Source organism: Pedobacter polaris (assembly GCF_005116505.1).
Taxonomy (GTDB): domain Bacteria; phylum Bacteroidota; class Bacteroidia; order Sphingobacteriales; family Sphingobacteriaceae; genus Pedobacter; species Pedobacter polaris.
On the sequence record NZ_SWBR01000001.1, the window covers coordinates 209,756 to 224,489 of the forward strand.

The 14,734-nt window shown below is 33.1% G+C and carries 13 protein-coding genes; 3 read left to right on the plus strand and 10 right to left on the minus strand.

Annotated features, from left to right (window positions below; translation table 11 throughout):
• Positions 1 to 72: 72 nt before the first annotated feature.
• Both FA048_RS00995 and FA048_RS01000 read right to left on the minus strand, forming a co-directional pair.
• Entirely contained in the window at positions 73 to 1,743 is a 1,671-nt protein-coding gene (locus tag FA048_RS00995) for a sensor histidine kinase (protein WP_136838139.1), read from the minus strand.
• Between the two features lie 14 nt (positions 1,744 to 1,757).
• Positions 1,758 to 3,650 (minus strand): S9 family peptidase, encoded by a 1,893-nt coding sequence (locus tag FA048_RS01000; protein WP_136838140.1) that lies wholly within the window; start codon positions 3,648 to 3,650, stop codon positions 1,758 to 1,760.
• A 230-nt stretch (positions 3,651 to 3,880) separates the two neighbouring features.
• On the opposite strand from FA048_RS01000, the gene FA048_RS01005 reads away from it, so the two are divergent.
• The 3 genes from FA048_RS01005 to rfbC are packed head-to-tail and all read left to right on the plus strand — an operon-like array spanning position 3,881 to position 6,561.
• Positions 3,881 to 5,689, plus strand: coding sequence for a tetratricopeptide repeat protein (locus FA048_RS01005; RefSeq protein WP_136838141.1), 1,809 nt, complete (start codon positions 3,881 to 3,883; stop codon positions 5,687 to 5,689).
• Positions 5,690 to 5,704: 15 nt separating this feature from the next.
• Positions 5,705 to 6,007 carry a DUF4286 family protein gene (locus FA048_RS01010; protein ID WP_136838142.1) on the plus strand — a complete coding sequence of 101 codons (303 nt, stop codon included), beginning with the start codon at positions 5,705 to 5,707 and terminating at the stop codon, positions 6,005 to 6,007.
• Entirely contained in the window at positions 6,007 to 6,561 is a 555-nt protein-coding gene (gene rfbC / locus FA048_RS01015; RefSeq protein WP_136838143.1) for a dTDP-4-dehydrorhamnose 3,5-epimerase, read from the plus strand. Before FA048_RS01010 ends, rfbC begins: the two co-directional genes overlap by 1 nt.
• A gap of 85 nt (positions 6,562 to 6,646) precedes the next feature.
• Here the strand turns inward: rfbC and FA048_RS01020 are convergent, their stop codons facing one another.
• The 8 genes from FA048_RS01020 to FA048_RS01055 all read right to left on the minus strand — a co-directional run bounded on the left by FA048_RS01020 (position 6,647) and on the right by FA048_RS01055 (position 14,729).
• Positions 6,647 to 7,489 (minus strand): OmpA family protein, encoded by an 843-nt coding sequence (locus FA048_RS01020; RefSeq protein ID WP_136838144.1) that lies wholly within the window; start codon positions 7,487 to 7,489, stop codon positions 6,647 to 6,649.
• 2 nt (positions 7,490 to 7,491) lie between these two features.
• A complete protein-coding gene (locus FA048_RS01025; RefSeq protein WP_136838145.1) occupies positions 7,492 to 8,154 on the minus strand; it encodes a DUF2461 domain-containing protein in 663 nt (220 codons plus the stop codon).
• A 50-nt stretch (positions 8,155 to 8,204) separates the two neighbouring features.
• The gene (locus FA048_RS01030) at positions 8,205 to 8,606 is read right to left on the minus strand and encodes a DUF983 domain-containing protein (protein ID WP_136838146.1); all 402 of its coding nucleotides are present in this window, start codon (positions 8,604 to 8,606) and stop codon (positions 8,205 to 8,207) included.
• Positions 8,607 to 8,629: 23 nt separating this feature from the next.
• Positions 8,630 to 8,890 (minus strand): hypothetical protein, encoded by a 261-nt coding sequence (locus tag FA048_RS01035; RefSeq protein ID WP_136838147.1) that lies wholly within the window; start codon positions 8,888 to 8,890, stop codon positions 8,630 to 8,632.
• 227 nt (positions 8,891 to 9,117) lie between these two features.
• Positions 9,118 to 10,209, minus strand: a complete 1,092-nt coding sequence (locus FA048_RS01040) for a hypothetical protein (RefSeq protein ID WP_136838148.1) — start codon at positions 10,207 to 10,209, stop codon at positions 9,118 to 9,120.
• Between the two features lie 272 nt (positions 10,210 to 10,481).
• Entirely contained in the window at positions 10,482 to 11,828 is a 1,347-nt protein-coding gene (locus FA048_RS01045) for a DUF4302 domain-containing protein (RefSeq protein WP_136838149.1), read from the minus strand.
• Between the two features lie 4 nt (positions 11,829 to 11,832).
• Complete coding sequence (locus tag FA048_RS01050; protein WP_136838150.1) at positions 11,833 to 13,242, minus strand: substrate import-associated zinc metallohydrolase lipoprotein; 1,410 nt, start codon at positions 13,240 to 13,242, stop codon at positions 11,833 to 11,835.
• A gap of 8 nt (positions 13,243 to 13,250) precedes the next feature.
• Positions 13,251 to 14,729: a RagB/SusD family nutrient uptake outer membrane protein gene (locus FA048_RS01055; RefSeq protein ID WP_136838151.1), complete on the minus strand. Its 1,479-nt coding sequence runs from the start codon at positions 14,727 to 14,729 to the stop codon at positions 13,251 to 13,253.
• Positions 14,730 to 14,734 lie beyond the last annotated feature (5 nt).

Sequence of the window (14,734 nt, forward strand, 5' to 3'; positions counted from 1 at the left end):
TTGTTTTAAGATTGAAGGTTAAAAGTTGGAAAGTTGACAAGCAACATTACAACGTTAAAACATTACAACATTTCAATTATTATAGGGTAGTACAATTTTAAATTCCGTTCCTTTATCTACTACACTTTTCACAGAAATTTCACCGTTCATAAAGTTAACGAGTTCCTTACAAAATGCCAAACCTAAGCCAACGCTCCCATTTTGATTATATCGGTTTTGTATGCGGTAAAACTTTTTAAAGATATTATTTATTTCTGATGATGGAATACCAATTCCAGCATCTTTAAACCTAAACACAATACGATCTTTAATTAAACGGGCTGAAATATGTAGTTTTTTATGATCTGGAGAAGAGTATTTATACGCGTTCTCTGCTAAATTATCGAACAAACTACCCAATAGAACTGGGTCAGTTATAAATGTTCTAAAACCAGAAATCTCATACGTAAAATTAAAATCTGGATGCTTTAATGTATGTGCTTCTACAGTACTTTCTATAAAATCTTCGATGTTTATTTCATCTTGATTTAAAGTTATTGCCTTATTTTCTATTTGTGTAAAAGCTAATAATTTATTCATCAAACCATTTAACTTATCAGCTTCTTCATCTAAAATTCTACCATACATTTGCTGCTCTTTTTCAGACAGACTTGATGCACTTTTAATGTTATTACCAGCAATCTTGATCACACTTACGGGCGTTTTAAATTCATGTGTTAAGTTGGTTACAAAATCATATTGAAGCTTAAACATTTTATGGTTGATGTTTAAGTTACGGTAAATTAAAAATGCAACTAGAACCAAAACTCCATAAAACAATAACAATAAGGCTGCAATGGGTAAGAAATAACTAAATATTTCTTTTTTAACAAAGGATTTAGAAGAAATAAAGAATAGCTTATAATCAGAAAAAGGGCCGCCTAGTGTGATTTCGCCTGTTACATATTCAGATGAGGTATCTAGAGGGTCGTAAGTTATAGGAACAACCTTAACCTTTTGATAAAGTAAGGGCCTGGTATTGTTTATTTTAATTCTATTAGGATCCAATTGGAAAGAAAGCATGTCTTGTTGGTAAACAGGTTCTGCATCCAGTTTAGTTGTCACCATTTTTTTATAGCTTTTTAAGATCTCAAAGCTTGGGATATTAAAATAATCAATTCTATTAGATTGGATATTTGTGAAATTACTAAAAAGCTCTTCCTGACTTGGGACTTTATTTGTATCCAATTTTTGAACAAAATTGATCAACTTAAAAGAAACCGAGTTAAAGTTTTCTAAAGTAACATTGTTTTTTACTTGAGCCTCGCCAATAAGTTTTCCAGAATTTTTAGTGCCTAATTTTTTAAATTGATATACACTTTTCATACCTACAGAAAAGTTGCCTAAGTTAATTCCATCATCGAAATATTTCTCATTTTTCACTTCTGTATCATAAAAAACAACCTTTGTAACAAATGGGTACTGAATTAAAATGGTATCTACAAACTTAGAGGCTGTTGCAGAATCTAAGTAACCATTGTAGAAAGAAATTTCCGGCAATTTATTTAAGAAAAAATCATTGTAGGGTTTAATGCTTTCTTCAAGAACATTTGCTTTGGCCGATACAAACGCATTTTCGATATTCTTTTTACTGAACTTATAAGCTAAAAAAAGCGAAAGAATAAAAATGATAGAAATTAAGCCAATAAAAGTTACTATCAGCAAAAAATTCTTACGGTAGCCACTATCCTTTTCTGAAATCATATTAGATTAACAGGTTATTTCTTTTTCAAATTGCTGTCTAGAAATTGCTCTAAAGCTGCGTAAACTTTTTGCCTACTCTCCTCGCGATTCATTGCAAATGAAAACTCTTCTTTTTCAAAATAAGTAACTGGTACATTACGCTTTTTAAGTTCTTTTACCAGTCTTATTCCATCATTAGCATTAATACGTGGATCTTTAATATTTTGTGTAATAAAAATAGGAATATTAATTTTATCGGCATGAAATAATGGCGATGCCTGACTCATATACTCTACGTCTGTTATTGGGTTGCCAACAATTTCGTAGTACATCTGCAAATTAGATTTTAGAAATGGTGGAATAGAATTTAAATAGCTAAATAAGTTTAACACTCCAGCATTTGAAGCTGCACATTTATATAGCTTAGGATTTTTGATTGCAGCAGTTAATGCAATATATCCACCAAATCCACTTCCATAAATTGCAATCCTTTTAGGATCAGCCACTTTCTCATTAATTAACCACTTTACACCATCATCAATATCATCCTGTATTTTACCCCCCCACTGCTTAAAACCAGCAGCATAGAAATTTTTCCCATATCCTGTAGAACCTCTATAGTTGATTTGCAAAACGGCATATCCTCTATTTGCTAAAAATTGTACTTCTGCATTGTAAGTCCAAGTATTACGCTGTCCAGGTCCATTATGTGGCAACACCACTACTGGAAGCTTTTTAGCTTCTGTATTTAATGGTAGGGTTAAATAGCCACTAATTTTTAATCCATCTCTCGATGTATAACTTATTGGCTTCATTTCACACATCTGCTCCTCGTTAATTGCAGAGTTGATGTCACTTAGTTTTTTAATCTTACCAGTATTGGCTATATACAAATAATATGAGCCAGGATTACGGTCTGTAAATGTTCTAATTACAAATACATTTTCGTTTTTATCTCTATCTATTATTCTGTACTCAGTTTTCGGTAATAATTTATCCAGTTTTTGGTAAAATACTTTTGCCTCTTTATCTAGGTAATATTTTTCCTTTTTCCAAGTTTCACACACCACAAATTCCATTCTGCTTTTTCTTCTAGAATATTGTGCATCTACAACATTTAAAGAATCATTTGCAAATAGTACGCTTTTCTCCTTTCCAGTTAAACAATCCAATTCAATTAGTGCACTTTTATCTCTATTTACATCAGAAACGGCATAAACGATATTTGGTTTATTTTCAGAGAATGCAACTGGATATAGCGTAGTTTTAAAATTATTAGTAATAATGGGCTTAAAAGGTTGAACTTCATTTTCACGATATAGGATTGTTTCATTTACCCCGTCGCTAGAAGTTGCCATTCTAAGTTTGCCCTTTGTATCAGTCATCCAACTGGTAATATTTCCTGGATTTTTAGCAGCCATAAACATTTTACCATCTCTAACATTCAATCGATATACATCATAGACAGTAGAATCTCTCTGATTAGACAGTACCAATAGAAACTTGTTATCAATTAATTGGTCTTCTAATACCCGAACTCTATACTTATCATTACTACTTAATTGTCTTTCATCTTTTCCTTCTTTATTAATGATAAACAAGTCTGATTGAAATCTTACACCTGCTTTTTCTTTGTAATAAATCAATTCATTATTACTTACCCAAGAGTAAAAACTAATATTTTTTTCATGCAATTTGGTGAGTTGAACTACATTCCCTGTAGCAATATCTTCTACAAAAAGATTTTGTTTTTTGTCTTGCAATTTCAAGTAAGAAAGACTTCTACCATCAGGAGAAATACGATATGTTGCCTTGTCTTGGGATTTAAAAAAATCATTAACAGGAATAATAGCAACCTTATTGCTCTCATTACAAGCAAAAAGGAATACTACAAGAATCAACCAAACATATTTCTTAGCAACTGTCATATATATTTACAAAAATACGCAACCCTTATTTGGCAAAGGCACTAAACATTAATATTGTTACTTAAAACCAAATAGCACCTGAGTTCTCAATGTAGCAACATTGTGATTATTTCAAATAATAATATCAGTAACAATTAGAATACGCGCTAACAATTTTCGTTATTTTAGCGAAGATGTTTAAGGTAAGCAACAATTATTTAAATTTAGACTGTAAGCTGATTTCCCCCCAAATGAAGAGATTATTTTTGATTTTGCTTTTGTGTTCTTCATTTTTTGCCGGTTATGCGCAAGATAATATAGATGAAGCGCTGGCATATCAATATTATCAACAAGCTGATTATGAGAAAGCGGTTGTATTATTAGAGAAGTTATTTAATAATACAAAAAACGATGCTTACTTCGATTTGTATTTCACGGCACTTATTAAAATTAAAAAATATGCCGAAGCAGAAAACATGCTCAAGAAGCTCATTAAGCAGTTCCCTCAAAAAACCACTTATGTTGTAGCACTTGGTAGAGTGTATCAAGAAAATGGCCGAACTGCAGAAGCAAATAAGATTTTTCAAGAAGCCATAAATAATACACCAAAAGACGAAACTAAATTTAGAGATTTAGCAAACAGCTTTTATAGGTTCGAAGCTTATGATAAAGCAATAACTGTTTTTCTACAGGCTAGGAAATTATTTGGCGATGAACAGCTATTTAATTTTGAATTGTTAAGTATCTATCGATTTAAAAAAGACAAGCAGATGCTAATACAAGAATATGTGAATGTATTAGCAAGTACACCACAACTTTTGCCACAAGCCCAAAGCGTTTTAGCTGCTGTTTTTGAAGACAATAATGACTATCAATTATTGCAAACTGCTTTGTTAAAAAAAATCCAAAAGGAACCTCAAACAGAAATTTACACAGAACTTTTAATTTGGCAATATATCCAACAACAAGATTATGAAATGGCTTTAAGGCAATTAATTGCCCAAGATAAGCGTACTAAAGGCGATGGTAGTTTTATATATAACACTGCAAATACTTTTGCTGCAAATAAAGCTTATACAACAGCCATTAAAGCTTTTGAATATTTGTTAACTAAAGGGCCAACAAGTGAATTATACTTGCCTGCTAAGGCAGAACTTGTGAATGTTAAATATGAACTGGTAATAGCTGGCAAATTTGAAAAGCAAGCTATACAAGCATTGGCAGATGAATATCAAGATATTTTAACAAAATATGGGAAAACCAGACAAACGCTATTTGCATTAAGAAAATTAGCCTACTTACAAGCCTATTATTTAAATGATCTTAAAAAAGCAGAGGCAACTTTAGAGCAAGGATTACTCGTTCCTCAGGTCTCTCAAGTAGAAATAGGTCAGATAAAAATGGATTTAGGCGACATTTACATTTTAACAAAACAGCCTTGGGAAGCGATTTTAGTTTATGAGCAAGTTTCCAAACAGTTCGAAAATCAAGCTATTGGCAATGAAGCAAAATTTCGCTCAGCTAGATTGTCTTTTTACCAAGGAAATTTTGATTACGCTAAATCTCAGGCTGACGTTTTAAAAACAGCAACAACACAATTAATTGCGAATGATGCCATTAATTTAAGTCTGTTAATTTCTGATAATTTACAAACCTCTAATGATAGTCTTGCATTAAAAATGTATGCAGATGCAGAAATGTTGCAATTTATGAATTTGTCTTCCCAGGCTTTAGTTAAATTAGATAGCATTGATATTGCTTATCCAAAAAATAGTTTAGCTGATGATATTTTAATAGCAAAGTCTAAAATTTACATCAAGACTAGCGAATTAAGTAAAGCAGTAGAAGTACTTAAGAACTTAATTGCCAACCATAACGATAGTATTTGGACAGATGATGCATTATTTACATTAGCAGATATCTTAGAAAAGAAATTGAATAACCCAGAAGAGGCCAAAAAACTATATCAGCAATTGATGAATGATTATCCAGGAAGTATGTTTAATGCTGAGGCTCGTAAACGCTTTAGAAACATACGGGGCGATAATTTAGGTACATAATCTTATCTTTGCCCTATGTTATTATACAATGTTACCGTAATTATAGAAGAAACAGCAGCTGATGAATGGTTGCAGTGGATGAAAGACATTCATATTCCGGAAGTAATGGCAACTGGAAAATTTGTTTCTAATCGTTTGCTAAAAGTATTAGATTCACCTAATGAGGGCGTTACCTATTGCACCCAATATGTAGCAGAAAACCTGACAGACTATAATGATTACCAACAAAATCATGCTCCTGCATTGCAGTCAGAATTACAAAGTAAATTCGAAAACAAACTAGTTGCCTTTCGCACGTTAATGGAATTTGTTGCATAATGAATATTATAGAAACGCCCCTAGAAGGCCTTTTAGTAATCGAACCAAAAATTTGGGAAGATAGTAGAGGTTATTTTTATGAAAGCTTTAGTGCCCGAGAATTTGCAGCAGCAGACATAAACGCTGTATTTGTTCAGGACAATCAATCCTTTTCTCAAAAAGGAACACTCCGTGGCTTACATGCACAGGCTCCGCCATTTGCTCAAGGTAAACTGGTTCGTGTAATTCAAGGAAGTGCATTAGATGTAGCTGTAGATATTAGAAAGCATTCTGTTACCTACGGACAATACTTTTCACTAGAGTTAACTGGAGAAAACCACAAACAAATGTGGATACCTCCTGGATTCTTACATGGCTTTATAACATTACAAGACGATACCATTTTCACTTATAAAGTAACCAATTACTATGATAAAAACTCTGAAATTGGTGTAATGTGGAATGACCCAACTATAAATATCAATTGGACGGCACATATTGCTGAAAGCGACCTTTTACTTTCAGATAAAGATTTAGTGCTTGAAGCCTTCAGCTCTTTTCAAAGTCCATTTTAATAAAGTTTGTCATTCCGGCTTTGGAAGAATCTATTAGTTGATTAAATAGATTCTTCGCTTTGCTCAGAATGACAAATCAGTAAAACTATTGCTTAATCAAGTCGTACAATTCATCTAATTTTGGTGAAAGTACAATTTCAATTCTACGGTTCTTGCTACGGTTTTCTGCATTTGTATTTGGGCCTAAAGGTTGAAACTCTCCCTTACCGGTAGCCGTCATTCTTACACTTTCTACTTTTTGCTCTTGCGTTAAAAAACGAACAACAGATGTAGAACGAAGCACACTTAAATCCCAATTATCTTTAATCTGTCCAAGATTATTAATCTTTTGAGAGTCTGTATGCCCTTCAACGGCAATATTAATTTCAGGTTGTTGTTTCAATACTGTAGCAAGCTGAGTTAAAGCTTGCTTACCCTTTTCATCAATAATTATACTTCCGGATGGGAAAAGTAATTTATCAGTTAAAGAAACATATACTTTACCATTTTTAATTTCAACCGTTAATCCATTTTTTGTAAAGCCTAATAATGCTTCTTGTAATTTAGCTTTAAGCTGATTTGTAGCTGCATCCCTTTTCTTTAAAATCTCTTCAACTTCTTTTAAACGTTGCTCACGCTTCTTTAAATCTTCAGAAAGTTTGTTAATTTCTGTAGAACTATTGCTACGTAACTTAGTGTAATTAGCATCCATAGCTTCGTACTTCTCTTTAAGATCAGCTATTTGACCATTTAAATTAGCAGTATCAGTTTTTAGGCGGGTTAATCTAGCATCCAGGCTTTCATTATTTAACTGAGCTTCTGTCCAACCAGTATTTAAGGAATCTTGTTTTGCAAGTAATGCCTTATATTTTTTAGGAGATAAAATCACACATGAACTTAGTGCAGAAATAAACAGGGCAACAAAAAATAAAAAATAAATTCTCTTCATAATTATACAGTAGTGGCTTTTCTCAAAAATAGAACAAATGGTTGGATAGTAGCAAAAGCAGTTATTAACTTATTAACGATTGTAGGTTTAAAAAATTCTGAAACGGCTATAGGATAGATAGCAATAAAGCTTTTTAGTTTTAAAAGATCAATTTGTGGGTGTTCCACATCATAACCTTTAGGTGCTTTTTTTAATTTATCTTCTTCGCTAAGCTTATATAGCTGTTTAAATTCTTTGGCATCAATAATATCTAAAAATTCCGAAGTACTGTAATCAATCTCCTCCCTAATCTTTTTCAACACGGCTGCTTCTGGTTGCCAAAAGCCCACACCAAAAAAGCAATTTTCAGGTTGCAAATGAAGGTAATAACTTGGTGTATTAGGTCCATAACCTTTTACATCAAATGCAATACCGTAGTTCTTTTTATAAGGATCTTTATTCTTACTAAAGCGAACGTCTCTATAAATACGCATTAGCGCTTTTTTAGGCTCGATATCAGCTGAATATTGGGGATCTATGGCCGAAAGTTCTTTAATCAGCTTTGCTATAAATGGAAATAAATCAGCTTTTGCTTCTTCGTATAATTGTTTGTTTTCGGCAAACCATTCACGATTATTATTTGCTGCTACTAGATTTAAAAAATTGAAAGTCTCTTTTTTTAACATATTTAAAGAATTTGAATTTGGTCAATGGTCTATGGACTATAGTCCAATGGCTATCGACTAATATCATAATCTGCATTATATTTTATTTTAGGAGATAATAAATGCAATAAAATGATACGTGAATATCGATAATTTAAAGGCGATAACAAAAGTGAGGTTAAAAAAATGACTCCCACATATAACCAAAGCGAATCAAAATCTAACCTGCCACCTGATAGATAATAAGTAGCGAAACCCATGGAAATCATTTCTATCATGTTCATGGCGTAACTTACATACATTGCCGCATAAAAATAACCTGGTTCAATTTCAAACCTTTGGTTGCAATGGGCACATTTATAATTGGTACGTTGAATGTTAAAACCGTAAGTGTTTCCTGTAAAAATGTCGCCCCTTCTGCATTGTGGGCATTTACCTTTTACAATGGCATACAATTTAGATGTTTTCTTCATGGTATGACAAGGCAGCTGTTAAACTAGTTGCTTGTATTAAGCGAAGTTGATGTTACCTTTTTACGGTAGTTTCTGTACCATAAAACACCTATCCCTGCAATTAGCAAGTAAGGAATGGCTAACAGATATAAAATACCAGAGTTTAATCCTTTGCCTTGTGTATTTCCATTCTTTGTACCTTGCTCTGCACTAATGGTACACATAGAACATTGTGCTTTAACTTGAGGCGCAACAGCAAAAGTAGAAACAAGGATAAATAAAATCAGTACTAGCTTCTTGAACATGGTACAAAGATAGGGATAATTTTAAGTTGAGTTTTAAAATTTGTGTCATAAAAAAACCTCTGTTAATACCAGAGGTTTTAATTTTAATGTAACCCATTAGGATTAACATTATATTTCGGGTAATATGATAGTACTTTTAAATATTAAAACAGTTCCATTTGGAGAATTCATAATAATACGTGATACTAAGTTTTTAAACGAGTGTGAATAATGCTTATTAAACATTACTAAATACCCAATACTGTCTTTATCTTTCCATTTTCTATTTCAATTAAGTAATTGTTTTTTTGAAAATCGTTAGGATGATTAATTGGCAAATAATAATAACCATTTGGAACATGGCTAGCCATACTTGAATTGGTGAAAAATTCTTCTGTACTAGAATGATAATAAACTGAAGTTTGATTTGGTTCAAGACTAGGGACAGGAGCTGTTGGGCCACCAACACCAGGCGTTGCTGGCATTAAAGTAGATAAGTCCGTTACATAATACATAAGGTTAGTATTAGCATCGATTTGTATAGTTACAGTAACTGGATTAAAAGGGCCTGTTGTAATTGATTGATTTGGGTAATTATCAGCCCCCATCAAAGTGAAACCCTTCGAATATTTCACTATAGGATAGGTTACATATTCATTGGTGTTTTTTGCTATAAAACTGTTGTAAAAATCAGAAGTCATCGCGTATTTACCGGATAAGATTTCTATTGCATGATAAATATAAGATTCTGTTGGATCATAATTTCCATGATAACCTTGAGTTAAATACATATTACTATAGCCTAAATCATTAATCGCCTTCGATATAGCTAACATTTTCTCGATATAATTACTATAAGTTGCATTTGTTGTATTAACATAATCTAAAGCTTCAATTAGTATATCAAAATAATTTGTGCTTGTGCCAAAATAATATGTTCCCTTTAAGAAATTCAGCACATCAGCAGGATCCGTATAAATAGCGATTGGAAGGGGTCCATTTGGTGGGGCTGGAACCTCTTGTAAATTTCGTATATTACGACTGTCGGCAAATATAACTGTTCCACAATTATCTAATGCGTTATAACCTGCATTCATTGAAGCAACGAAGTACTGATTTGTTAAATTGTTAGGAACTGCAGCAGACTGTCTCATATAATTAAAATTTTCAACTATGAAATTATCATAACAACTATTACCTGAACTGTTGAGTGACGTTTTCTTAAAATCTAAATCTTCAGTTTTTAAATTTCCACTACCATCTACACTATTAAAAGTATTCTCTTTTTTACAAGAAAACAATAGCAATAAAGCGAATGAGATTACATAAATTTTTTTCATAATTTTTTGATTAAACTATTAATTATTAGTCTATTATAATATTAGAAAGATTTCGAAGATTTGTAAATAAAAATTAGTTCAATAAACTGTGGTTACATTATTCATAAAAATAACCACCTAAAACGACACCACCAAGAAAGTAAAAATTTATAACATTTTACGACAATAAGTACACATAATGAGAAACTTGATAATCAGCAACTATATTTATTAGAATATATGTCATAAAAACCCTTACTTTTTAAGGTAAGGGTTTAAAATTAAAGTTTCATTTACAAGCTTAAGCTGCCATAATAATATGCTGTTGGATCGGCGACTTGATATAATCCGCCTATACTTATTGTATTTGCAGGATCTGTCGATGATACCCAATCAATTTTAAAAGGACCACTTAAAAAGAAATTCTTAACACCATCATATTCAGTTCCTCTTGCCGTCCAATTACCATCGTATACCGGATTACTCAAAGTTATCACATCATTATTAATTGAATAATTGAAGGTTGCATTTGCAACAAATGTCGATGTTCCATTATTGGGACTAACAGATAATGTAGCTGTCGTGGAATTTGTAAGTGTAAACGAGATTGAAACAATTGTTCTTTTTGGAGATAGTGCACCTAATCTCGTCACTAATGCCTGAAACACATCATTAAATTTCGAATTAACTCCTGTTGGCAATGAAGATCCAATTGAAATCTTTTTAAAGGTTCCATTATATTTAAACAATAAGTAAAGCGGGGTTAGTGGAATTGGATTACTTTTTACAATATATTCCTTCCCTGCTTTATCGTAAAAAGCTAAAGTGCTTGCATCTTTCCATAAAATTTTCACAAAAGTTATACCATTAAACACCAAACCTCCACCTAGTATATCTGCTCCATCTAATTTAAATGCAAACTTTGCCACTCCTGCTGCAGTACTAACTCCATCCGCTAAGATACCAGAGAAATTAATTCTTTTGCCAGTAACTAAAGTATTATTGAAGTCAAGCGACATGCCTACTTTTAAAGTTGAATTGCCAAATGTATATTCGATATAGGGATTTTTAGTATTTGTAAAAAAAGCTTTAAACTTATCAATAGCAGTTTTATAACCACCACCTTCATAAAGTGTTTTTTGTGAGGCTGTAGCTTTAACCAAAACTAATGGTTGTCCATACTTTTTGCCTGTGAAAAATATACTATCTGTCGTTGATCTATTATGACGAAATTCTACATCGCTCTTATAGCCAGTTGCAGCTGCTCCTCCAAATACAGATGGAGTAGGGTCAACTAAAAGTGAAATATAATTAAATGTATCAAAAATAAGTTCCGTCCCTAATACGGTTTTTAACCTATAGGTAGAAGTAGCAGGTGTACCAATAGAAGTAATATTAAGGTCACCCATCATCTTAACATTTTCATTTTCATCAAAAGACATATAGAACCCATAACCACCACCTGCAAAAGTTGGCAAGGTAGCTATCCAACCACTGGGAGAACTTAGCAAAGCTGATCTTACCTCGGCAATAGATTGGCCAAGACGTTCTTCAGGTTTTTTATCAAAAACTTCAATGTCAGATTTCTTACAGCTAGCTAAAGCAATAAGCACTGTAAATAATATAAATAATTTTTTCATATTCTTATTTCAAAGTTAATGGTCCGTAAAAATAATTTGTTGGTGTACCACTTACATAGAAACCACCATAGGTTCTGTACAATGGACTAGTGGTAGGGATTGTGGTAGGCAGAAATTCAGCAATGAAAATCTTATTTGTTAAAAATGGCAATAAGTAAGTTTCAAAACCTTGTATCATTCCTCCGGTTCTTCCGTTAGCATAGGCACCGTCTACAGGCTCAGGAAATTTCCTTGAAAATGTAACCTGGTTGGTCAAGGTTGACACGTTTACATTAAAGTCATAAGACGCTGTAAAAACTGTTGTACCAGTACCCTGCGTAAATGGTACATTTACTGTCATTGTGGTAGCAGTCGGGAAAGTGAACGTGATTGAACGAACTTTATTAAGATTTGTAAAGCTTCCTGCGAGAGTTACATAGTTGGTCCACATGGTTTTGAATGTTGCAGATTCGCCGTAAGTAACGTAAGCTGTATTAGCAGGATCATAAGTAAAACTAGCTACTCTGTTTTTGGCCAACCAAATGTTAAATGTTTGGGTAGCATCAACAGGGTCCGTAGCACCGTAATTTGTTTTCAAAACTCTTTGTACTTCATTTTGTAAAGCTTTAAAATCAACATTATAGTAATCTTTATAATAACCATAAACCAGTTTTTCCTTTTCTCTTAATTTCGCTGCAGCTGCTACATTGGTAGTTGCTAAATAGTTCTCAAAGTAAACTTGGCCTTCAACTAATAAATGCGCAACCATTTCAGCAAAATCTTCACCAAATGAACTTCTAGAATACTGAGAAATAAAACCTAATTCTTTCGCTACCGGTGCAGTATTAGCCGCTCCAGTCCAATCTGCGGTATAATCTGCTTTAGACACTTGTTCAAAAGAAGGAGGAATAACGATATTTTGATTTAAGATGTGCGTAAACTCATGGTGAATTGTTCTGATCTTTCTTTTTACATCAGAAGCACTTGCAAAATTTAAACTGTTTAATTCATAAAGCACTACAGTCCTACCTGCATCAGCGGTACCTAAGGTAATTGAACCGTTAGTGTTGTAAGAAGGAGATCCATACAATACAAATTGTTTAGGGGTGTATGTTTTGATGAAAGTTTTACCAGCTATCGATTCATAAGGCTGCAAAAACGTAGTCAATACTGCCGTCATCATTGGCTGCACTTTATCTAAAGAAACGGGAGACAAATCTCTGTTTACATCAGCTAAGTTACGTTCAAAACGATAAACTGTTGAAATGTTATAAGGGTTCTCAAGATTGGTGGTTAACCAAGCATCAACAGGACCAGGTACATGGCTATCCGTGTTAAATTTGGTTAAATCTACCTGCAAGGTTTCGCTCTTTCTACAAGAGCTTATTGCGATTACTACAAGGAGTAAGGTCAATTTATATACTATCTTTTTCATAATCAAAATTATCTAGGGTTTAAGGCTACTCCAGCAATTTGTGCCTCTTTAGGGATCTGGAACATCCTTCTATTATCTGTAGGAGACAAGGTTTCAAAAGTTTCTGTCCCATCTGTCGCCAAAAAGTTATGTCTAACAGGCAAATGATGTCTTACAATATCTAACCAACGCATTCCTTCGCACATCCAACCAATTTGTTTAAACTGCAGTAGGGTTTTCAATAAGGCATCTTTATCATCGACTACATTAAAAAAGGCTTTTGCTTTATCTAAGGTAACTGCATGATTGGTTGAATTATAACCTGCAATACGGGCTGAAGCAAAAGTATTTAAATCATCCATTCCTGCTGCAAAATTACCTTTTTGGATATACGCTTCAGCACGGTTCATTAAACCTTCCTCAGCTAAAAATAATGGTTGCATGATATAAGGAAATCCGATACCTGCTGCGGCGTTGGTATAATAAAAATACTCATTTAAAGTATAACTTGTGTAATTGTTATCAGACCATCTTAATCCTTTATTTAAAAATCTAGCTCCCGTTACAGTAACTCCGTTATAAATAGTTGAAAAAATAGTCGTTCCAAATCCGTAGCGAGTAGTACCACCTACATTGCTTCTTTGATAAGTAGAATAAGTTTCTTGCAATAAAATATTATAGTTCTTATCTGCCTTTGTAACTTCTGCTATAAACTCTGCTGTCGTATAATTTGCAAGTGTAGTGTTCCATGGTCTTTGGTTATTCACATAGCTTCCATTAGGCACAACTAAATTGGCATGAGCAATAACTTTATCCCAGTCTCCTTTAAATAAATAGAAACGAGAAGCAAAAGCATTTGCAGCTGCCGGAGTAAAGTGATATTTCGGCACTTTCCATGTACCACTTGATAATAAAGGGAGACCTTCTTCTAAGTCTTTCTGGATCAGCTCATAAACAGAAGCTACAGTCCCTCTGGTATATTGAGGCAATGTAGTAGTTTCTGGGGCAGTAATGTAAGGAATACCTGGAGCATCATTTGCCGCACCAACACTATATTCTTTAGCAAAGAATGTTACCAACATAAAATGAGCATAAGCTCTAGCTACTAAAGCTTCGCCCTTATAAGGATTAATCTCTGAGCCAAAATTGTTTTTTGCAATGGCCTCTAATGCTTGGTTAGCATTGTTAATTGCAGCGTAGCATGCATTCCAATACTCTGTTGGTGTGTTATTACCTGTTTCTGGAACATCGCCCCACTTGTATAAGGTTGGAAATGGCTCACTAACATGCCCAACACCAAAACCTTTATCAACCACGTTATCCGAATAAGTTTCGGCCATGGCAAGATAATTATTTTTAGGGTAAGCAGACACTAGTAATTGGGCTACTTTATCAACTGTGTTGATTTCCGCCCGCATATCTGGACTCTGATCCAAATATTTCTTGCAAGAGCCGAATAAAAGAGCTGCCCCGAGTAATGCGAATATATATTTATTATTAAATTTCATATTTC